Source organism: Desulfatibacillum aliphaticivorans DSM 15576 (genome assembly GCF_000429905.1).
In the GTDB taxonomy this organism is placed as follows: domain Bacteria; phylum Desulfobacterota; class Desulfobacteria; order Desulfobacterales; family Desulfatibacillaceae; genus Desulfatibacillum; species Desulfatibacillum aliphaticivorans.
In genome coordinates, this window is record NZ_AUCT01000001.1 from 449,648 (window position 1) to 469,427 (window position 19,780).

Consider the following 19,780-nt stretch of genomic DNA (forward strand, 5'->3'; position numbering starts at 1 on the left):
TTCTCCTTGGCCTGGCTGATGCCCGGAGACAACCAAATTATACTGCCTTAAAAAAACGAAACCAACCTAAGTTGACCATTGCAGGAACGAGCAGGACGTCTGCCGCCAGGGCCGCGATCAGGCACAAAGGCAGCAGGGTTCCGAAAATCTGCACGCTGAAATAGCTTGCGAAAGAAAAAACCGAGAAACCGGCCGCCAAAATCACCGATGACATGATGATGGCCCGGCCGGAATAATGCAAAGTATTTCTTATTGCTTCCAGGGGATTAGCCATTTTAACGGCTTCCAAACGTAAACGCAACAAGAAATGTATGGTGTCGTCTACTCCAATGCCTAGAGCAACCATTAACACGCTGAGAGTATCCGTGTCTACTATATCCCAGAAAAGGCCCACGTACCCGAGCAGGACTAGTAAAGGCAAGATATTCGGGAGCATGGACAGGAGGCCTGCGCCGATTTTTCTCAGGGCCAGAACCATCATGACGGCAATAGTCCCCAGGGCGAAAGCCAGGCCTTTTCTCTGGCCGGCCAGGATGTCGTCCACCCAGTCGCCCAGGAGAAAATCCAGGCCCAGAGGATCCACTGTCAGACTATCGCCGAAACGGGCCTTTCCTTCGCGGGCGATGGCCCGGCCCGTCTCCGACGCGGCGATAACCCCGTTGTCCGCCAATCGCGCTTTAAGGACCATGCTTGTGTGTTCGTAGTTGATGAATCGTTCCAGATCCCGTCCGCCTTGCATTTCAAACAGCAAAAGCAATTGCGCCAGCCCCTCCCTGGTGGGAGGCAGGGGATGCTCCGCCGCCATTTCGGGGTTTATCTCCCGGTACAGCTTTCTCACCAGATCCACCACGGAAACCACGTTGTTCACAGGCTCCAGGTTTTCGATCCAGATCTCAAAGCCGGCGATTTCGGCGAAGGTCTCCGGGTTCAAAAGCCCTTCCGCCTCATCGGTTTCCACATAGATGTTCAAGGGAATCACCCCAGGAAATTTTTCCTCAAAATATCTTAGCGAGGTTTGCAGAGGATGGTCTTTGGAAAAGCGTTTGGAAAACTGGGTTTCGAAATGAACCTGGGTGAGTCCGTAAACGGAAACGGCCATGAGCACAAAAAACGCAAACACCACCGAGCGGGAATACCGCGTGCTCACCAAAAAGCAGGCGTCCAGGGCGCCGTCCAGCAGGCCTTGCACCTTTGAGACGGAGCCTTTTCTCCATTCCTTGGGCCGGGGGATTATGGAAAAAAAGATGGGAACCAGGGTCAGCGCCGTAAACAGGGCGGCTGCCACGCCAAAGCCCATGAGCAGCCCCACCTGCTTGAACACCGGGGAAGGAACCAGGGTCATGGACGCAAAGCCCAGAAAGGTGGTGCCGGAGGTATAGGCGCAGGCCACGCCCACTTCCTCGCCGGAGCGCAAAATGGCTTCGTTTTTGTCCAGGCCCTTTGCCAATTCCAGCAAATAGGCGCTGCACAGGTGAACGACGTCTCCAAAACAGGTTATGAGCACCAGGGTGGGAACCATGGTGGTGAAGATGTTCAAGTGTCCGTAAAGGCGAACGGCCAGCCCCATGGTCCAGATAATGGATAAAAAGGTAATGGCCAGAGTGATGCAGACGGGCCACAAACGCCGGAACATAAGATACACGAAAAAAAGGAGGATGAGAGCTGAAAAAGGAAGGATGGTCCGGACGGAAAACAGGGATTCCTCATAGATATAGGAAAAAACCGCCATCAGGCCGCCGCGGTGAAAATTTTCCACGCCAAAGCCCTGTTTTTCAAAAGCGTCCATAACCCCATGAAACATTTGAGGGGCTTTTTCAAGGCCCTGGTCCTCCGAGGCGAACTCCACAACAACCAGCACGGTTCCGGCGTCGCGGCTCAGCAGCCAGTCCTTGGTAATGGGATCGTTGATCAGGGTAAGGACGACCTCTTGCAGCCTTTCCGGGTGCTCCTCCATCAAATCGGCGTAATCCTCGATAATCAAATCGTCCCCAACCGATTCAATGTGCTGGGCGGAGATGATGCTGTCCACTTTTACGACGCCTGGCTGGGACTCTATGTCAGCCACGGCCTTGCGCAGCCTGGCAATGCCGGCCGGAGTCAGGGCGTCCTTTTCGGCGTAGGCGGCCAGGATGAGGTTGTCCCCGCCGAATTCCAGATTTTTTTGGATATACCGTTCATAGTGGGGATTGTGGGAGAAAAAAAGCTCCCCCACGCTGGAGGAAATGGCTGCGTCAAAGAGATGCCGTCCCAAAAACGCAGTAACCAGCGCAAAGAGCAAAACCACAATCAATCGATGATTCAGCACGAATCGGATATACCGGTTCATTGAATTCCTAATCCAGGATTTCTCTGATTTTTTGCGAAAGTTCTTCCAGGTTGAACGGTTTTTGGATAAAGCCGTCGCAGCCCTTTTCTATGATGGATGAGGCCTGACCGTTGAGCGAATAGCCGCTGGAAAGCAAAACCCTGACGTCTGGCCGGATTTCCGTTAAGTGGTCGTATAGTTCAATGCCCTGCATTTCGGGCATGATCATATCCATGATGACCAGGTCGATTTTTGGGGCTTGATCCCGAAAAATTTCAAGGGCTTCATGGGGGGACCGGGCGACAAACACCTGGTATCCCAAGGCGCGGAGGATTTCCTCCCCGGTTGTTATGATGACTTCCTCATCGTCTATCAGAAGGATGGTTTCCGTCCCGTGGACCACCTTGGCTTCCGGCTCGATTTCCTCCATCACATCCTTGGAGGACGCGGGCAGATAGATGTTGAATGTGGCGCCCTGCCCTTCCTGGCTGTATACGTTAATGATCCCGACGTGGTTTTGAATGATGCCGTAAGCCGAGGCCAGGCCCAGCCCGGTTCCCCGGGAAATTTCCTTGGTGGTGAAGAAGGGGTCGAAAACCCTTTTCCGGACCTCAGGGCTCATCCCGGAGCCAGTGTCCGTGACCGAAAGCCTGACGTATTTTCCAGGCGGTATGCCGTAGGATGAGGCGAATCTTTGGTCCAGGACCACGTTTTCGGAACGGATGTAAATAATGCCTCCGCCGGACATGGCCTGCCACGCGTTAACCAAAAGGTTAAGCAGAACCTGCTCTATCTGGCCGTGGTCCACCTCAACGGGCCAGGCGTCAGCCTGGAGATTCTCCTTGATGCGGATTTCCTTGCGCGTCCTGCCGAACATGGAGGAAGTGCGGGACACCAGGTCGTTCAGATTGGCGGCCGTGACCTGGTATTTGCCGCTTCGGGCGAATCCGAGCAGCTGCCTTGTCAGGCCCGTGGCGTTTTTTATGTGCTGCTCGATGTTCTTGATGCGGCCGTACAAGGGGTTGGAGGGCTCCAGTTTAAGGAGCATAAGGCTCAGGTTGCCCTGGATGCCCATGAGCAGGTTATTGAAATCATGGGCCACGCCCCCGGCCAGGGTGCCCATGGCCTCCAGCTTTTGGGCCTGTTGCAGGCGCTCTTCCAGCTTGAGCCTGTCCTCCTCGGCCTTGCGGCGTTCGGTAATATCGCGGGAGATGCCCAGGATGCCGAAAACCTGGCCGTCGTCGTCCCGCATAAAAGAGCATGCGGACTCACTCCAGACCGTTCCGCCGTCTCTTTTCAGAAACTCCATGTCCAGGACGATGCTCCTGGGTTCAGGCTCCGGGTCCGTCAGTTCTTTTTCCAACTCCTCCGTAAAAATATGCAGGACGTCCTGGGTGGACTCCCGGGTAAGGACTTCGGAAAAATCCTGCTGCAGAACTTCTTCGGGCGTGTAACCGCGCATGCGAAAAACGGAGGGGCTGACATAGGTCCATTTTAGGTTCAGGTCCGTGGTCCAGATAACGTCGTTGGTGTTTTCGGCCACCAGCCGGTAACGCTCCTCGCTGCCTTTCAGGGCCTTGGTTACAGCGATTTTCTCGGTGATGTCCGTATAAATGCCGATCAGGCCCAGAAGGTTTCCGAACTTGTCGGAGACCACATTGGCGCGCAAGTCCGTCAGAATGTGCCGGCCCTTATTGGAGCGGGTCATGACTTCTCCGGTCCAGGAGCCTTGTTCTATCAGGCCGGACGCCACTTCATCGCCCTGCCTGGGTTCCGCAAAAACCGATAGCAGCCCCCCGGCCTCCACCAGGTCCTTTGGCCAGCGGTATCCGAAAAGATTGGCAAAGGCCTCGTTGTGATAAAAATGGACGAATTTTGCATCGCACATGGCGATGGCGTCGGAAGAGCTTTCCACGGCCCTCTGGATAAAAAGGCGTTCCTCCTCAGCGGCCTTTTGCGAGGAAATGTCCCGGGTCAGGCCCACAACGCCTATAGGGACGCCGGAACCGTCGCGCAGAAAAGCGCCGGTGTTTTCCGCCCAAAAAGGAGGCCCGTTTTTGCGTTTGATCTGCACTTCAAACTGAACGGAGGCGGGAGTTTTTCCCGGATCTTCCAAATCCAGGGCTTGCTGGGTTCTCAAAACGGTCATGCCCAGGGACGCTGAATCCGGCGTGAGAATTTCATCAAAGCCCATGGCCAAAGCCTCTTCCGGCGTAAAGCCCGTCAAGGTTTCAACGGAAGGGCTGATGTGGGTGAGGCGCAGGTCCAGGTCCGCCGTCCACATGATAAAGCCTGCGTTATCCGCCAGCACCTGATATCTTTCCTCGTTTTGCTTGAGCTGCTCCTGGGCGAAGGAGGCCTTTACGACCTGATCCACCGCATAGCCGGTCATGAAGGCAGTAATGGCCAGAAATCCATACTCCAAGGTGTACGGAAGCGGGGACATGCCAAGGGACACAAAGATATCGCTGGTCACGCACGAAAACATTATGAAAAGCGCCAGAGCCAGGAACCTGGCCTTTTTTTTCGGCCCAACCTTATAGAACCGGAACCCCACGAATAAAATGTAGGCCATGCATATGAGCCCCGCCAGGTTGGCGGCGAGCATAACCGGCCCCAATTCGGCCTCGTAGTAAACGGCTGTAATTCCAAAGGGGAGATTTTTTGTCTTAATCAGGGGGTGAGACAAGGAAAAAAGAAGGTCTCCGGTGTACAAATATCCCACAGACAAGCACAATACGCCTACGATGGTAAAGAACCAAAGGGCCTTGGGGGGCACCATTTGGGTGAAGTCGTGGACGAACCATAGGAAGAAAATCATGCTCAGAAAAAGCAAATACATCTGAGCGCGTTGCCAGGCCATGCCTTCTGCTACGGAAGTGGAGTTGTAAAGGCCTGCACAAGCGATTCCATAAAGGGAAAACACAACGCATGTGAGGGCGAAGGTAAGATTTTGTCTGTGGCGCCTGTCTCTGTCATAAATGAACAGATGAAACAGCCCGGAAAAAAAGGTTACAGCTGCTGCGGCCGCCGCTGGTACGGATAGAATGTGCATGGATTGAGCCCCGGCCAAACCTCCAAAGCCCATCATTACGGGTTATAATGGATGCGCCAGACGCAACTATCTGACGCCGTTTGGCTAATGATCTTAGTAAGATTCAGCCTAACATAATTCAGATTTCCTGGCTACTTATTATTCATTGTCATGTAAAGCGGCCAATTCCGTGAGCTCCCGGTCAAATTCCAGCACACGGTTTTCCCATGCATGACAAGCCATGGCGGAAGAAATCAAAGGCCGGTCCTGGATGTAGTTCTCCGGCTCGGACAACATGGCTTCCAGCCTGGATTCCAATTCCTCCTGGCCGTCGTACAAATACTTGGCATGAAATTCATCGGGCAGGACTTCAGGATAGGCCAACCTGTCGGGCAGCAGGGGCAGGCATCCGCTGCGCATGGCCTCCACCACGGAAATGCCGAAGTTTTCCTGGTTGGCCGTGCTTACGATAACCAAGCCCTTTTTCAGCCAGTCAAAATACGCCTCCCGGCTTTCCACAAACCCGAACACGGCGATGCGATGGGGTATGCGCTCTTTGGCCCACAGGAACTCCTTGGGCTGCACCTGAAAGTTCTCCCCCATGAGGGCCACGGAAAAATCCACGCCTTTCTCATCCAGGGAATACAGGGCTTTAAAAAAGCTCTCCGGGTTTTTATCGAACTCCCAACGGTGGTTCCAGATGATCAGGGGCGGCTCCTGGGGGGCTTCCAGGGGGAGACCTCCTCCGGGAAACCGGCAGCCCGGCTGGATGACATGGGATTTTTCCCGAATGGCCTGGGTCACCCACGTGGGATTGTATTCGGGCATCATGTTTATGAACCCGGGCAGGGCGTCGAAAAAGGCGTTAAAATGGGTCCGGGAGTTGAACAATATGCGGTCCGCGGCCAGGCCGGTTGAGATGTCGGTGAATCCGAACTGAAAATCCATGCTTTCGCCGGGCGCCAGGGGGTATGTGATCTGATTTTCGTGAAAGTAAACCAGGCAGGGCGGAACGTTTTGAGGGTGCAGGGCCTTGAAATCGGACAAGGACAGCAGGTCCGTGGCGATGATCCCGTCATAGGCGGAAAGGTCGGGAATCTTTTTGATGAAATGAAGGGCCGCGCCCCGCATTCTCCACTTCCAGAATCGTGCGGGAAGGGTTGCAAGATCTATTTCGTGGCTGGAGGCTTCCACCAATCCCCGGGCGAAATCCCGGTGCGAGCCTCCGTAAAAGGGCTCCAAAAACAAAAACTTCATGGTTATTCCGATTATTCGAACAGGGGATGAAAGCCCCCCGCTCCTATTGGTTTCAGGGCGTCTGCTTATGCAGTCCGCGCTGTTTTTGCCAGTTATACACCATGCCGCAGGTTGCGGCGGCCCGCTCGGCGGATTCAAAAAACGGAACGCCCGCCTGGCAGAATTCCTGAGCGCATTCCGCTTCAAATCCCGGAATTTTGATCATGACAAAGGGCTTGCCAGCGGTTTTGTACACGTCAATCAGGGCCTGGGTCAAGGCGTGGTTGGTCTCCAGGGAAAGCCCGATGGGCGCGGCCATGACAATATCCACATTGGGATCTTCGGCCATAATTTGAGCGGCCCGGATATACAGGCTCATGTCCAGGGAGGAATTCATGCCGATGTCCACGGGATTTTTCAGGCTGGTGCCGGTTTGGGGCACAAACTCCGCCAGCTTCTCCCTGGACTCGGTTGAAAGCGCAGCCAGGCTAAGGCCGGCCCTGCCGCACGCCTGGGCGGCGGAGACGGCCAGCCCGCCGGGTCCGGAAATGATGGCGGCCCTGCGTCCCATCCCCCTGGGCAACAGCGAAAAACCCATCATGGCGTCCACCCACTCTTCAAAGCCGTTCACGGAAACGGCCCGCGCCTGGGACACCACGGCGTTCCATATGCGTTCGTCGCCGGCCATGGACCCGGTATGGGACGCGGCGGCGGAGGCGCCTTCGGGGTTCAAGCCCATTTTCCATAAAATGACCGGCTTGTTTTCCGAGGCTTTTTTCAAATTCTTCAAAAAGACGTCGCCTTTTCGAATGCCTTCCAGGTAAGCGGCCACAATACCGGTTTTTGAATCCTGGGCGCAGTATTCCAGAAAATCCCCGGCCGTGAGGTCGCACTCGTTTCCCAGGCTGACCGCGAACCGGAAATACAATCCTTTTTCCGGCCCCATGCGGCATAATATATTAGCCATGGAGCCGCTGTGGGACAACAAGGCGATGGGGCCTAGCTTGGCCGGAAGTCCGGGAAAAAACGAAATCCCCGCCTCCGGGCTGTACAAACCCATGCCGTTGGGGCCGATCAGCCGCATGCCCGCCTTTTTGGCGATGGAGGCCATTTCCTCCTCCAGGGCCGCCCCTTCCTCTTCGCCGGTTTCCTTATACCCGGCCGTAAACAGGACGGCGCCTTTCACGCCTTTTTCGGCGCACTGAACTACAGCCTCTTTGGCCTGGGAGTTGGGGACAAGAATAATGGCCATGTCCACGGGCTCGGGCAGGGCCTCCACGCTGGGGTATGATTTGAGGCCGTCAATTTCATCGGTAAAAGGATTAACCGGATAGATGGGGCCCTTAAAGCCCATATCCTGAATAGCGATTAAAAACAGCTTGCCTGTCTTCATGCCGCGAGGAAGTCCGACAATGGCCACGGACTTCGTTTCCATCAAGGTCTGGATTTGTTTTGTAGTCTGCATAACCAAATATTTCATTGAATAGTGTAAGAATCAAGGATAAAATCAGCAGGCCTGCGAGTGCGACGTGACGCGTGACGCGACTCCCTTATCCGCCGCCTTGACAGTTTTCCACCAAAAAGCGGATAATGTAAATATGAAAGACGGCTCCGAAAGCAATAATAAGACAAAGCCCCACCCTTTATACATCCCCGGCGGACAGCCGTTGGACATGGAAGAACAGTTCAGGCGGCGCTTTTTCTTTTATTTTTCCCTGGCGGGCTTCCCGGCGCTTTTAGGCTTCGGCTTCATGCATTTGGTGAGAGGACTATACCTTTTCGGGGTTTTGGACACCCTGTTCGCCCTGTTCCTCATAGCAACCATCATTCTTCAATCCCGCCTTTCCAGCATGAAGTTCATGTTCCGAATGACTTCCGCTTTTGCCGGAGCGATTTTTCTTTTGTGGACCGGTGCAGGCGGCACCCAGGGCCAGCCGTCCATTGTATTGTGGGCGTTTGTGTATCCCCTGCTGACCTTTTTTCTGTTGGGGGTGATGGAGGGCGCCGCCTGGACCCTGACCTTTTTGGCAGGTTGCCTGATTCTCTTTTTGTATCCCGAAGTTCTGGGAACCTTTCCCTACGTGCATGAGTTCAAGGTCCGCTTTTTCTCCGTCATGTTCATGATCATGGTGGGTGTTTATCTGTTTGAAAAAACGCGTATCTGGTACCGGGACGGCATGAAGGAGGAGGCCAGACAGCTTGAGGCGGAAAAGGAAAAGCTCGCCCAGGAGATGAAAGAGCGCCAGTATATTGAGGACCAGTTGAAAATCGCCCGGGACGATCTGGAAAAACGGGTCCAGGAACGCACCAAGGCCCTGGCGAAAAGCGAGGAGTCATACCGGCTGCTTGTGGATAACGCCCAGGACCTGATTATTTCCGTGGACCGGAAGGGCCGGTTGGAGTGGGCCAATGAATACGGCTTGAGCATGCTCGGCTATAAAATGGAGGACATCCTCGGCAAAACCTGGAGCGACCTGATCGTCCCCGAAGATTTGCCCATGGTTTTGGAGACCTACAAACGGATTTTCGCCAACGGAGAAATCCAGGTTTCGGGCCTGGAGTTCCGCTGCATCGACTTTTGGGGAAAGCCCGTCTGGCTTTCCCTGAACGCCCGGATCTTTTACGACAAGAACGGCAAGTACGAACGGGAGTACGGCGTCGCAAGAAACACAAACAGGCAAAAAAACCTGGAAGCCAAGCTGCAGCACGCTCAAAAAATGGAGGCCATAGGCACCCTGGCCGGCGGCATAGCCCACGATTTCAACAACATCCTCATGGGCATTCAGGGGCGGGCTTCCATCATGATGCTAAACCTCCCCAAAGGGGACCCCAGCCTGGAGCACTTAAGAACCATCACGGAGCTGGTGCAAAGCTCGGCCGGCCTCACCAAGCAGCTTTTGGGCCTGGCCAGGGGCGGCAAGTACGATCCCAAACCCACCAACCTGAACGACTTGGTGCTGAGGGTGGCGAGCATGTTCGGCCGGACCCATAAGGAAGTGGTCATCAAGGCGGACCTGCCGGAATATCCTATTGTGGTGGAAGTGGACCAGGGGCAGGTGGAGCAGGTTTTTCTCAATTTGTACGTGAACGCCTGGCAGGCCATGCCCGGAGGAGGCGATCTGAAAATAAGGACCTCCGTGGTCTCCATGGACGAAGCCCTGGCTATTGCGAACGGGGTTAAGCCGGGCCAGTACGCCAAAGCCACCGTAACCGACTCCGGGGAAGGCATGGACGAAGAAACCCGCAAACGGGTTTTCGACCCTTTTTTTTCCACCAAAGGCATGGGCCGGGGTACGGGCCTGGGGCTTTCCTCGGCGTACGGCATTATCAAGAACCACGGGGGCTTCATCTCCGTTTGGAGCCGTTTGGGCGAAGGCTCCACCTTTTCCATTTTCATCCCTTCCTCCCAAAAAGCCGTCAACCCGGAAAGCCGAATCGACTCCCCCGTGATTCGCGGCGAAGGAACCATCCTGCTGGTGGACGACGAAAAGGATCTTTTAGAAACCGGAACGGAAATTTTGGAAAATCTGGGCTATAAAGCCCTTTCCGCCGGCGGAGGAAAAGAGGCTGTGAAAATGTTCGGCGCAAACCGGGAGGCCATCGATCTGGTGGTGCTGGATATTGTCATGCCGGACATGAACGGGGGTGCGGTGTTTGACAAAATGAAGGAGTTAAACCCCAACGTAAAGGTGCTGATTTCCAGCGGGTACGCCTCGGACGGCAAGAGCTCGGAAATCATGAAAAAGGGGGCCAACGGCTTTATTCAAAAGCCCTTCACCGCCGAAGACCTTTCCCAGAAAATCGCGGAAATCCTGCAGAAGACCAATTCCTCCGAAATCTAACGCCTTGAGGGCGTGTTTCTCGACTTAGAATCCGCCACTTAGTTTCTCCGCGGAACCCGATGATCCATGAACTTCCGCCATATGGGCGGAAAATAGGCTAAAACCAGCATCCCGGCGTATCCAGACGGCAATTGCGGGGCGCCCTCCCAATGGCGAAGAATCTGGTATCTCCGGTTGGGCCTGTAATGATGGTCGGAATGACGCTGGAGGTTGAACAGAAAATAATTGGTGACCCTGTGGGCGGAGTTCCACGAGTGGTGCGGCTTCACCTCCTCGTAGGAGCCGTCCGGATTCTGCTTCCTAACAAGGCCGTAATGCTCCACGTAGTTGACCAGCTCCAAAAGCAGCACGCCCGTGGCAGCCTGTATCAGCAAAAAAATCACGCCGGGCAGGCCGAGCCAATACGCCATAAAGGCGATCAGAATTCCCTGGGACGTGAAATAGCGCAGGATGCGGTTGTCCCGGCCGTACTTGTTTCCTCCCCGGCTTTCCACCATTTCCGACTCGATGCGCCAGGCGCTTTCAATGCCGCCGATCACGGTGCGGGGCAGAAATCGCCAGAAGCTCTCGCCAAAACGGGCTGTGGCCGGGTCTTCCGGCGTGGCCACATAGCGATGATGCCCGGCTACGTGCTCCACCGCCCAATGGGAGTACAATACGGTCCAGAGCATGATCCGGCCCAATAAAGGCTCCACCCTGTTGTTCACCTTGTGAATCAACTCGTGACTGAGGTTGATGCCCATGATGCCCGAACTCAGCCCCACGCCATAGGCGAAAACCAGCCTTTCCCACCAGTTCAAGGACCCGTGAGTGAACGCCCAGGCGCCCCAGAACACCAGCCCAACCTGCACGGGGACCGCGGCAAAGGTAATCCAGCGATACCGGCGGTCCTGCTCCAGGATTTTTTCCTCGCCGGGATCGGGGTTGTAAACATTGAGGCCGAATACGTAATCAAACAAAGGGAGCATAATGAAGACCGCCAGCGGCGGAATGAGCAAATGATATCCTCCGTTGAAATACGAAATCACTGCTCCCAAAGGAACCAGGAAAACCAGGCAAAAACGGACAAGCTGCATTTTTCCTCCAGAAAATAAAGATGCAAACTAAGAGGGAATAATTATAGATAAAATTTCCTCCACCTGATTAATTTTACCGTTCGTAGATCTTCGGGGCAAGTTTTTTTCAAAATAAAAAAGGCGGCTGAAGGCGCCGCCCTTGAATGATTCGTAGGATGTGTAATTTCCGCCAGGCGAAAAAAACCTGCGGGTAAAAATTAATGCTGAAACAGCAGTTCCGCCAGGCCGTTGCGGATGGTGTAGGCGGGTTCAAAGCCCAGGAGTTCTTGGGCTTTGGAAATGTCAGCGCGGGAATGGCGCACGTCGCCGGCCCGAGCGTCCTTGAACATGACCTCAAACTCCCGATCGCCCAATTCCCGCATATAATCCAGCAGATCCAGCAGGCTGATTTCCACGCCCGTGCCCACGTTGACAGCCTCGCCGGCTCCGGCCTTATTCGAGGTCATGGCCAGGAGGTTGGCTCGAACCACGTCCCGGACGAATATGAAGTCCCGGGTTTGGAGCCCGTCGCCGTAAATGCAGGCGTATCCTTCGGCCGTATCGTTGACGAACCGGGAAATTACGCCGGAGTATTGGGAGGACGGGTCCTGCCTGGGGCCGAACACGTTGAAAAAGCGCAGGCATACGGTCTGCACGCCGTAAAGCTCGGCGAAAACCCGCATGTAAAGCTCGCTGGCCGCTTTGGACGCTGCGTACGGAGAAGCCGGCGCCCGGGTCATGGCCTCCACCTTGGGAGACTCGGGGTTGTTGCCATAGACCGCGCAGGAGCTGGCGAAGACCACGCGTTTGACGCCCGCATCCCTTGCGGCGGTGAGGATGTTCAGGGTTCCGGTGACGTTGATGTCGTGGCAGACCAGGGGCCTTTCCACGGAGTCAAAGGCCGAAACCATGCCGGCCAGATGAAACACTCCATCCACGCCTTTCATGGCTTTGGCAACGGCTTCGGGGTCGCGTATGTCGCCTTTGATGAACTCCACCTTATCTGCGAAGTCCGCGATATTGGCTTCATAGCCGGAGGACAGGTCGTCCAGAATGCGGACCTTTTCGCCCTTTTCCGCCAAAACTTCGCTGATGTGGGAACCTATGAAACCGCATCCGCCGGTCACCAGGTATTGCATGCTTTCTTTTCCTTTCAGACAGACGTACAGCCTAGTCAAGTCTTTTAAACGTCGCTGGGTCCCCGTTTCCGGGATTGCGTCACGATGATTGCATAACTGCCGCAATAATCCCGCCGCATCCCTGCACGGGGATGACGGAGAGCGGCGGCTTTTTATCCATTAATTTTGTTGGGTGAACCTGCAATACGCCTTTGGCGTTCACAGGAGCATAGCCCCATTACAACCTACTGATTTCATTAGTCAATATCGCAGCAGAACCACCCAACCTACATCTCAATAATCAAGCTGTAACTTAACTTTCGGGAATCAGGTTTTCTTCACATATTCAAAAGATTGCAGCAGGCTATGAGATATTAAACATCAAAGCCGGCGTCCCAAAAACTCCCTCCCCCTTGACGGGGGAGGGTTGGGGTGGGGGTGATATTGTAAGTCATTCCAGATAGTCCCCCCCCCCATCCTGTCCTTCCCCCGCCAGGGGGGAAGGGACCATGACTCTCGGGCTCTGGTATATAGATAGATCTGAGCTGCATACATAACCATCTGATTTCAAAGCACTACTTCCAGTCCCGTAAGTTGAACCCAAGAAACCAAAACGCTTTGGCATCACGCATTTAGCCGCGATTTGACCACTCGTAAAAGCGTCTGTTACCACAATTTTTCCGGATATAAGCCCTGGCCGGTCAGGCCTTTGATGTAATCCATGACCAGGGCCTTGTCGTCCTTATAGGTAACGCCCACCCACCGCTCGGAGCTTTCCAGCACGGAAACCGCCGCCTGGTTCTCCCGGATCAGCCGATCCACGGCGCTGGGCAAATAAAATTCGGTTTTCAAATCCTTAAGCCCGGATTCCATAAACTCCTTGAACTGCTCTTCCAGATGCGGAAAAAAATCCGGGGTGAACCCCCAGAAATTCAAGGACACGGGCTCGTCGCCGGTCAGGGAGGCGGTTTCGCCGTCTTCCATCTCACAGGTCACGCCGTCCTGATAACGGCATATTCCCGTGCGTTCGGTGACGGAAATCAGGTTGTTGTCCCGGTCCACCTTGCATACGCCGCGGGAGACCGTTCCGTGTTCGGACAGGGTGTTTTTCAGGGAGAAAGCCACCATGGCGAATCGCTTCAAGTCTTCCGCGTCATTGCAGGTTTTCAGGAAGCCGGCGATTTCCTGATAGGCGGCGCGGCCGTAAAAATCATCGGCGTTGATCACGCAAAAGGGGGAGTCCACCACGTCTTTGCATACCAGGACGGCGTGGCCGGTGCCCCAGGGCTTGGCGCGGCCTTCAGGCGCGACGATCCCTTCGGGCAGGGCGTCCAGTTCCTGGAAGACCAGTTCGCACGGGACCTTTTTGGCGTAGCGTTCTTCAATGAACTCCCGGCAGGGCGCTTCGATTTCACGGCGAATGACAAAGACGATTTTTTTAAAGCCCGCCTGCAGGGCGTCGTATATGGAATAATCGAGAATGCTTTGGTTGTGGGGGCCGACGGCGTCCAATTGTTTGAGTCCGCCGTACCGCGATCCCACGCCCGCAGCCAAAATAACCAAAGTCATATTCATGTCCTTAATGTTTTATTTAACAGGCGGCGCCTTCCTGGCCCAGGGCCTTCATGATGCGCTGCATGCTGATGTGCACCACGATCATGTGGGCGTCTTCGGTCATTTGCATGTCGTTGACATTGCTGTGAACAGGAATGGACGCCAGATCCTTCAGCTTGCCGCCGCCGTATCCGCACAGGCCGATTGTTACGCCGCCGTTTTGGTTGGCGTATTCAATGGCTTTAAGCACGTTGGTTGAGTTGCCGGAGCCTGAAATGCCGATGACCACGTCCCCCGGCTCAAAAAAATTCTTCAAGGGCTCCACAAAGACGTCGTCGTAAGACAGGTCATTGGCGTAGGCCATCATGGTGGAAATGCTGTCGTTCAGGCAGATCATCCTGAACTTTTTTTCCAGGCTCAGGCAGCATCCCTTGTTGATGTCGCACACCCAGTGGGAGGCCGTGGAGGCGCTGCCGCCGTTGCCCATGACAAAAATCCTGCGGCCTTTTTCATAGGCGTCCAGCATGGCGGCGATCATTTTTTCAAAGGCCTCGTGGGGAAAATCGTCCAGTACGGCCTTGAGTCCTTCAAGGTATTGTTGGGAAAAATATTGCATATCCGTCTCCCCTTGGGCTTTTTTCGGCTCAGGCCTTGACGTCCCGCACCACGTTCAGGTCTTTCATGGTTTTATTGGCGAAATCCAAAATATCTTCCACGTTGTCCTGCTCGTACAGCCAGTCCACGTATTCCCTGACGCTTTGCTCGGGCGTATTTTGAGGCTCCCAGCCCAGGGCTTTGAGGGCCGATATGTCGGAGCAGGCGTTTCGGGTGTCGCCGAAGCGGTATTTCCCGGGAATCAAAGCATCGGCAAGATGCTTGTTCTTGCGGTCTTCAAACTCCCTTTGCACGATGGCCGCGAACTCGCTGACCGTATAGGCCTTGCCGCCGCCCACGTTGAACACCCTGTAATCCATTTCGGGATTGTCCAGGGCCATGACATTGGCCCGCACCACGTCGTGAATATTCACAAAATCCCGGCATTGCTCGCCGTCTTCGTAACAGGTCGGGGCCTTGTCGAAGTAATAATGGAGCGAAAAAATGCGGCACGCCCCGCTGTATGCGTTGTAGAATGACTGCCTGGGGCCCTGCACGATGGAGTAGCGCATGGCCGTGGAGGGAATGCCGTAGCGCTGCCCGAAGGTCATGGCCTGGATTTCCTGGGAATGCTTGGCCATGGCGTAGGCGTTGGGCGGAGACACATGGGTTTCGGGGGTCCATTGCCAATACATTTCCTCGCCGCAGATGGGGCAGGCGTGCTCCCACTTCCCTTCCACAAGCTGGGATTCGGGCCTTAGCACGGGGCTTGTTTTGCGGGCGCAGGAGTCGCACAGGTACTGGCCTTCCCCGGCTACGAACTGGCTGCTGGCCACGACGATTTTGACAAGGTCCAGGCCCAGTTCCACGGCGGTTTCGTACATAAGGGCCGTGCCTACGCTGTTTACATGGAAAAAGGTGGAGAAATCCGGCAAATAGTCCTGGTACGCGGCAAGGTGATACACCGCCTCCCGGCCTTGGAGGGCTTTTTTCCAATCGTCCTTGGACCGCACGTCGCCCAGCATGAACTCGGCTTCGGGATTCAACCAGGAGGGCGTTCCGGTTTGATGCACGGGTTTTTGAAGGTTGTCCAGAACCCGGACTTCGTGACCTTTTTCCACCAAAGCGTCCACGGTATGGGAGCCTATAAAGCCTGCGCCGCCTGTCACAAGAATTTTCATATTTTATCCATCCATATCCCTTTTACTTGGTGGGGTAGCCTCGGTGGTCGAATATAACCTGGCTGCCGCTGCGCTCCAGCATAAAGGGCAGTTCCCGGTAATCGCGCATGGCCTGAAAAACCGCCTGCTGGCTTTCCCGCTGAACCGCCAGGATGAGAAACCCGCCGCCTCCGGCGCCTGCAATCTTGCCGCCCAGGGCGCCGGCCTCCTTGGCCGCCTGATACATCTCGTTGATCTGAGGATTGGATATGCCGGAAGCCATTTTTTGCTTCAGTTCCCAGTTTTTATCCAACAGCCTGCCGCATTCCCGGATATCCCCGGCTTCCACCGCCGCCTTGAACGGCTCCACCAGTCCGACCATCTCGGTCATGGCGGCGAACTTTTCCTCAGCCGTAGTGGTGCGGGACTGCTCGGAGAGGATGGCGTCCGCCTTGCGGGTGATTCCCGTGTAATAAAGCAGCAGACTGGAATAAAAAGACCGGAACACCTCGTTGTCCAAATCCAACGGAATGCGATCCACCGTATGGTCCTTGTTGAAGATGAACTGATTCACCCCGCCGTAAGCCGCGGCGTATTGATCCTGCCTGCCGATGGGCTTGCCAAGGATGTCAATCTCGATGCGGCAGGCTTCCTGGGCCAGTTGCTCAGCCGTGACCAGATGGTAATTATAAGAGTGCAACGCATGGAGAAGCGCCACGGTCACGGAACTGGAACTGCCCAGCCCGGATCCGGCGGACGGCACGTCGGCCAGGGTGGTGATTTCCACGCCCTTTTCCACGCCCGCGATGCGCATGGCCTCCCGTACGAGATCGTGCTTGATGTCGTCCACGTGGTCCACGCACTCCTTTTTGGAGTAGTTCACGTAAATCTCGTCGTCAAAGCGGCCTTTGACAATCACATAGACAAATTTGTCGATGGCCGAACTCACCACCATCCCGGGCTTTTTTTCATAATACGCGGGAAGGTCGGAGCCGCCCCCGACAAAGCCGATGCGGAGAGGCGTACGGACAATGAGCATAATCAGTTCCTATGAAAAAACCATCATATTGGGCAGGGAAACCCTGTCCCTATACTACTTTTCCAGCACCCTGGTTTTAATCCGCTTTATATGACCGCGGCCCAGGCCTTTGACCTCGCAGCCAAGCTCGAAATACCGGGCGATCTTGTCGTCATCCAGCATGCCGAAGCAATCCACAACCACCGTTGGGCGGCCGACCATCTCAACCACCTGGTCGGGCTCCAGCTCCATATAAGCCTGATGCCTTACGGCCAGAACCACAGCGTCGGCGCCCTTGAGGGCCTCCTGGAGGTCTTTGTGCATGCGCAGGTCCTTGACCTCTTCCTGGTTGCGGAAGAAGCGGGCCCGGGAATGGCCGGGGGCCGGGTAGGTGTCCTGCTTTTCCAGCTCCCACCAGTGAGACACGTAGGGATCGTGGATGACCATGTCCCCGCCCATTTCAGCCAGCTTGCGCACCACGATTTCCGATCCGCTGTACCGGGTATCGCCCACGTCCTCGCGGTACGAGGCGCCCAGGATGGCGATGCGGGAGGCGGCCACGATCTTGCCCACGTTACGCAGGCCATCGCGCACCAGCCTAGCCACGCGCAGGGAGCGGGTGTCGTTGATGTCGATGGCCATGGGCGTGATTTTAAAGATGTCGTCCTCAAAGCCCATGAGCGTGTGATAAGCCCAGACGCCCAGGCCGCCGTCCTTGGGCAGGCAGTATCCGCCGATGCCGGGGCCGGGAAAGATCAGGTTGTTATGGGTCGGCCGCACTTTGATGGCGTTGATGACCTTGATCAGGTCCACGCCGTTGCGTTCCGCAAACACGCTCCATTCATCCACGAAAGCCAGGATGGTCGCGCGGAAGGAATTCTCCACGATCTTGCAGGTTTCACTCTCGATGGGCCTGTCCAAAACGGTCAGGGGGAATTTATCCACATTGAGCACTTCGGATAAAAAGACTTCCACCTTGTCCCGAGCTGTCTGGTTCACGCCGCTGCACACCCGCCAGAAGTCGCGGATAGAGGCCACGTAGTCGCGGCCAGGCATGACGCGTTCAAAGGAGTGGGCCAGTTGGGGCTCGGCGTCTTTGAGGCCGCGCTTTTCAAATGCCTTTTTCATGATGGGATAGGCCACGTGCTCGGTGGTTCCCGGGGGCACGGTGGTTTCGATCAAAACCATGCAGTCGGGAGAAACCTTTTCGCCGATGATAGCCAGGCTGGCTTCCAAAGCGGCGATGTCGGCCTTGCCGTTCCGGCAGTCGCCGAAGGACTCTTTGTCGTAATCGCACTGAACGTCCACTACCACCACGTCGGCCAGGGTCAAGGCGTCGTAGGTGTAGGTGGCGACGAGGGTTTTCTTTTCCTTGACGCAGCGTTCGATAAGCGGAGCCACTTCCGGGTCTTCCGCTTCCACAGGGGCTACGCCGCGATTCAGGTAGGGAATTTTCCAATATGAGCGGACTGAGGGGCGCTGCATGCCGATGACGAACTTGTTGGGCTCGCCGGTTTTCTTGTCGGTGCTGTCGGCCACGACTCCGGCCATGACGGCGCCGACGAAGCCCACGCCCATGACCACTACGATTTCCCGGCCCATTTCCCTTTGGGCCGCAACCAATTCCTGCAGTCTGACGAATTCTTCCTCGTACTCCGCCTTTGTGGGCAGGGGAAAGACTTCGCCCGCCGGGCACACGGAAACATTGGCCTCATTCATTTCTTTTGCCTGTGCTTGGGTGTCTGGCATTTCCTTTTCCTTGCGATTACGGCTTATAAGCCGCTTTGTTTTTCAGTTTATAACTGGGGTTGACGAACGGGGAGCGTGATCAGGCTTTGTAGTACTCCCGATACCAATTTATGAAATTTCGGACGCCGTCCTCCACCGAGGTGCGAGGCCAGTATCCTGCGTCCCTGGCGAGGTCGTCGATATCCGCGTAGGTTGCGGGGACGTCCCCGGCCTGCATGGGCAGCATGTTCTTCTCCGCTTTCATGCCCAGGGCCTCCTCGATCAACTCGATGAATTTCAGCAGCTTGACCGGCTGGTTATTGCCGATGTTGTACAGCCTGTACGGCGTATAGCTAGTGGCCGGATCAGGGTCGTCTCCCATCCAATCCGGGTCGGGATCGGGGATGTTGTCCAACACCTTGGCCACACCCTGGATTATGTCGTCTATATAGGTGAAGTCCCGCTGCATGTCGCCGTTGTTAAACACATTGATAGGCTTGCCTTCCAGGATGGCCTTGGTAAAAAGAAACAAAGCCATGTCGGGCCGTCCCCAAGGACCGTACACGGTGAAAAACCGAAGCCCGGTGCAGGGCAGGCCGTACAAATGGGAATAGGCGTGAGCCATGAGTTCGTTGGCTTTTTTGGACGCAGCGTACAGGGAAACCGGGTGATCCACGTTCTGGTGCACGGAAAAAGGCATGTCCGTGTTGGCGCCGTAAACGGAGGAGGAGGACGCAAAAACCAGGTGCTCGACCTTGGTATGGCGGCAGCCTTCCAGGATGTTGGTGAAGCCGACCAGATTGCTGTCCACGTAGGAGTGGGGATTTTTTAGGGAGTACCTTACCCCGGCCTGGGCGGCCAGGTTGGTGACCTTTTCAAACCCGTATTTTTCAAACAGAGCGGGCATGAACTCCCGGTCCGCCATTTCTCCCTTTTCAAAGACAAAGTTATCGTAATCCCGGAGAATTTTCAGGCGGTCCGTTTTCAGTTGGGGGTCGTAGTAATCGTTGAGATTATCCAGGCCCACAACCGTCTCGCCCTGTTCCAAAAGCTGTTTGCTTAAATGAAAACCAATAAATCCGGCAGCGCCGGTAATTAGTTGCGTCATGGGGCTATTCCGTTCAAGAAAGCCGCGC

Annotated in this window: 13 protein-coding genes; 1 reads left to right on the forward strand and 12 read right to left on the reverse strand. The window is 55.4% G+C overall.

Translation table 11 applies throughout. From position 1 onward, the window contains the following. Positions 1-37 precede the first annotated feature (37 nt). The 4 genes from G491_RS0102005 to G491_RS0102020 form a co-directional block, all read right to left on the reverse strand. Positions 38-2,326 carry an efflux RND transporter permease subunit gene (locus G491_RS0102005; protein WP_012610819.1) on the reverse strand — a complete coding sequence of 763 codons (2,289 nt, stop codon included), beginning with the start codon at positions 2,324-2,326 and terminating at the stop codon, positions 38-40. A 7-nt stretch (positions 2,327-2,333) separates the two neighbouring features. Then, on the reverse strand, positions 2,334-5,168 hold the full coding sequence (locus tag G491_RS33235; protein ID WP_345917589.1) for a PAS domain S-box protein: 2,835 nt from the start codon (positions 5,166-5,168) through the stop codon (positions 2,334-2,336). A 330-nt stretch (positions 5,169-5,498) separates the two neighbouring features. After that, complete coding sequence (locus G491_RS0102015; RefSeq protein WP_028313393.1) at positions 5,499-6,596, reverse strand: tRNA-queuosine alpha-mannosyltransferase domain-containing protein; 1,098 nt, start codon at positions 6,594-6,596, stop codon at positions 5,499-5,501. A gap of 52 nt (positions 6,597-6,648) precedes the next feature. Continuing rightward, positions 6,649-8,040 (reverse strand): acetate--CoA ligase family protein, encoded by a 1,392-nt coding sequence (locus G491_RS0102020; protein ID WP_169829377.1) that lies wholly within the window; start codon positions 8,038-8,040, stop codon positions 6,649-6,651. A gap of 133 nt (positions 8,041-8,173) precedes the next feature. On the opposite strand from G491_RS0102020, the gene G491_RS29100 reads away from it, so the two are divergent. Next, complete coding sequence (locus G491_RS29100; protein ID WP_051326970.1) at positions 8,174-10,417, forward strand: hybrid sensor histidine kinase/response regulator; 2,244 nt, start codon at positions 8,174-8,176, stop codon at positions 10,415-10,417. A 38-nt stretch (positions 10,418-10,455) separates the two neighbouring features. Here G491_RS29100 and G491_RS29105 read toward each other — a convergent pair whose 3' ends face one another. The 8 genes from G491_RS29105 to G491_RS0102065 all read right to left on the reverse strand — a co-directional run bounded on the left by G491_RS29105 (position 10,456) and on the right by G491_RS0102065 (position 19,752). Continuing rightward, positions 10,456-11,493, reverse strand: coding sequence for an alkane 1-monooxygenase (locus tag G491_RS29105; RefSeq protein WP_035217309.1), 1,038 nt, complete (start codon positions 11,491-11,493; stop codon positions 10,456-10,458). Between the two features lie 197 nt (positions 11,494-11,690). After that, positions 11,691-12,611 carry an SDR family oxidoreductase gene (locus G491_RS0102035; protein ID WP_028313395.1) on the reverse strand — a complete coding sequence of 307 codons (921 nt, stop codon included), beginning with the start codon at positions 12,609-12,611 and terminating at the stop codon, positions 11,691-11,693. A 645-nt stretch (positions 12,612-13,256) separates the two neighbouring features. After that, on the reverse strand, positions 13,257-14,159 hold the full coding sequence (locus tag G491_RS0102040; protein WP_211239127.1) for a nucleotidyltransferase family protein: 903 nt from the start codon (positions 14,157-14,159) through the stop codon (positions 13,257-13,259). A 22-nt stretch (positions 14,160-14,181) separates the two neighbouring features. Then, positions 14,182-14,760, reverse strand: coding sequence for a D-sedoheptulose-7-phosphate isomerase (locus G491_RS0102045; protein ID WP_028313397.1), 579 nt, complete (start codon positions 14,758-14,760; stop codon positions 14,182-14,184). A gap of 28 nt (positions 14,761-14,788) precedes the next feature. Continuing rightward, positions 14,789-15,919 carry an NAD-dependent epimerase/dehydratase family protein gene (locus G491_RS0102050; RefSeq protein ID WP_028313398.1) on the reverse strand — a complete coding sequence of 377 codons (1,131 nt, stop codon included), beginning with the start codon at positions 15,917-15,919 and terminating at the stop codon, positions 14,789-14,791. 22 nt (positions 15,920-15,941) lie between these two features. Beyond that, positions 15,942-16,937 (reverse strand): GHMP family kinase ATP-binding protein, encoded by a 996-nt coding sequence (locus G491_RS0102055; protein ID WP_028313399.1) that lies wholly within the window; start codon positions 16,935-16,937, stop codon positions 15,942-15,944. 54 nt (positions 16,938-16,991) lie between these two features. Then, positions 16,992-18,665, reverse strand: a complete 1,674-nt coding sequence (locus G491_RS0102060; protein WP_028313400.1) for a nucleotide sugar dehydrogenase — start codon at positions 18,663-18,665, stop codon at positions 16,992-16,994. A gap of 79 nt (positions 18,666-18,744) precedes the next feature. Next, positions 18,745-19,752 (reverse strand): NAD-dependent epimerase, encoded by a 1,008-nt coding sequence (locus G491_RS0102065; protein WP_028313401.1) that lies wholly within the window; start codon positions 19,750-19,752, stop codon positions 18,745-18,747. Positions 19,753-19,780: the final 28 nt, after the last annotated feature.

Excerpts from the sequence above, each read along its gene's own strand:
- G491_RS0102045 (WP_028313397.1), bottom strand. The coding sequence starts at position 14,760 with ATGCAATATTTTTCCCAACAATACCTTGAAGGACTCAAGGCCGTACTG.
- G491_RS0102035 (WP_028313395.1), bottom strand. The coding sequence starts at position 12,611 with ATGCAATACCTGGTGACCGGCGGATGCGGTTTCATAGGTTCCCACATC.
- G491_RS0102005 (WP_012610819.1), bottom strand. The coding sequence starts at position 2,326 with ATGAACCGGTATATCCGATTCGTGCTGAATCATCGATTGATTGTGGTT.
- G491_RS0102040 (WP_211239127.1), bottom strand. The coding sequence starts at position 14,159 with ATGACTTTGGTTATTTTGGCTGCGGGCGTGGGATCGCGGTACGGCGGA.
- G491_RS0102015 (WP_028313393.1), bottom strand. The coding sequence starts at position 6,596 with ATGAAGTTTTTGTTTTTGGAGCCCTTTTACGGAGGCTCGCACCGGGAT.
- G491_RS0102020 (WP_169829377.1), bottom strand. The coding sequence starts at position 8,040 with ATGCAGACTACAAAACAAATCCAGACCTTGATGGAAACGAAGTCCGTG.
- G491_RS0102065 (WP_028313401.1), bottom strand. The coding sequence starts at position 19,752 with ATGACGCAACTAATTACCGGCGCTGCCGGATTTATTGGTTTTCATTTA.
- G491_RS29105 (WP_035217309.1), bottom strand. The coding sequence starts at position 11,493 with ATGCAGCTTGTCCGTTTTTGCCTGGTTTTCCTGGTTCCTTTGGGAGCA.
- G491_RS29100 (WP_051326970.1), top strand. The coding sequence starts at position 8,174 with ATGAAAGACGGCTCCGAAAGCAATAATAAGACAAAGCCCCACCCTTTA.
- G491_RS0102050 (WP_028313398.1), bottom strand. The coding sequence starts at position 15,919 with ATGAAAATTCTTGTGACAGGCGGCGCAGGCTTTATAGGCTCCCATACC.
- G491_RS0102055 (WP_028313399.1), bottom strand. The coding sequence starts at position 16,937 with ATGCTCATTGTCCGTACGCCTCTCCGCATCGGCTTTGTCGGGGGCGGC.
- G491_RS33235 (WP_345917589.1), bottom strand. The coding sequence starts at position 5,168 with ATGGCCTGGCAACGCGCTCAGATGTATTTGCTTTTTCTGAGCATGATT.
- G491_RS0102060 (WP_028313400.1), bottom strand. The coding sequence starts at position 18,665 with ATGCCAGACACCCAAGCACAGGCAAAAGAAATGAATGAGGCCAATGTT.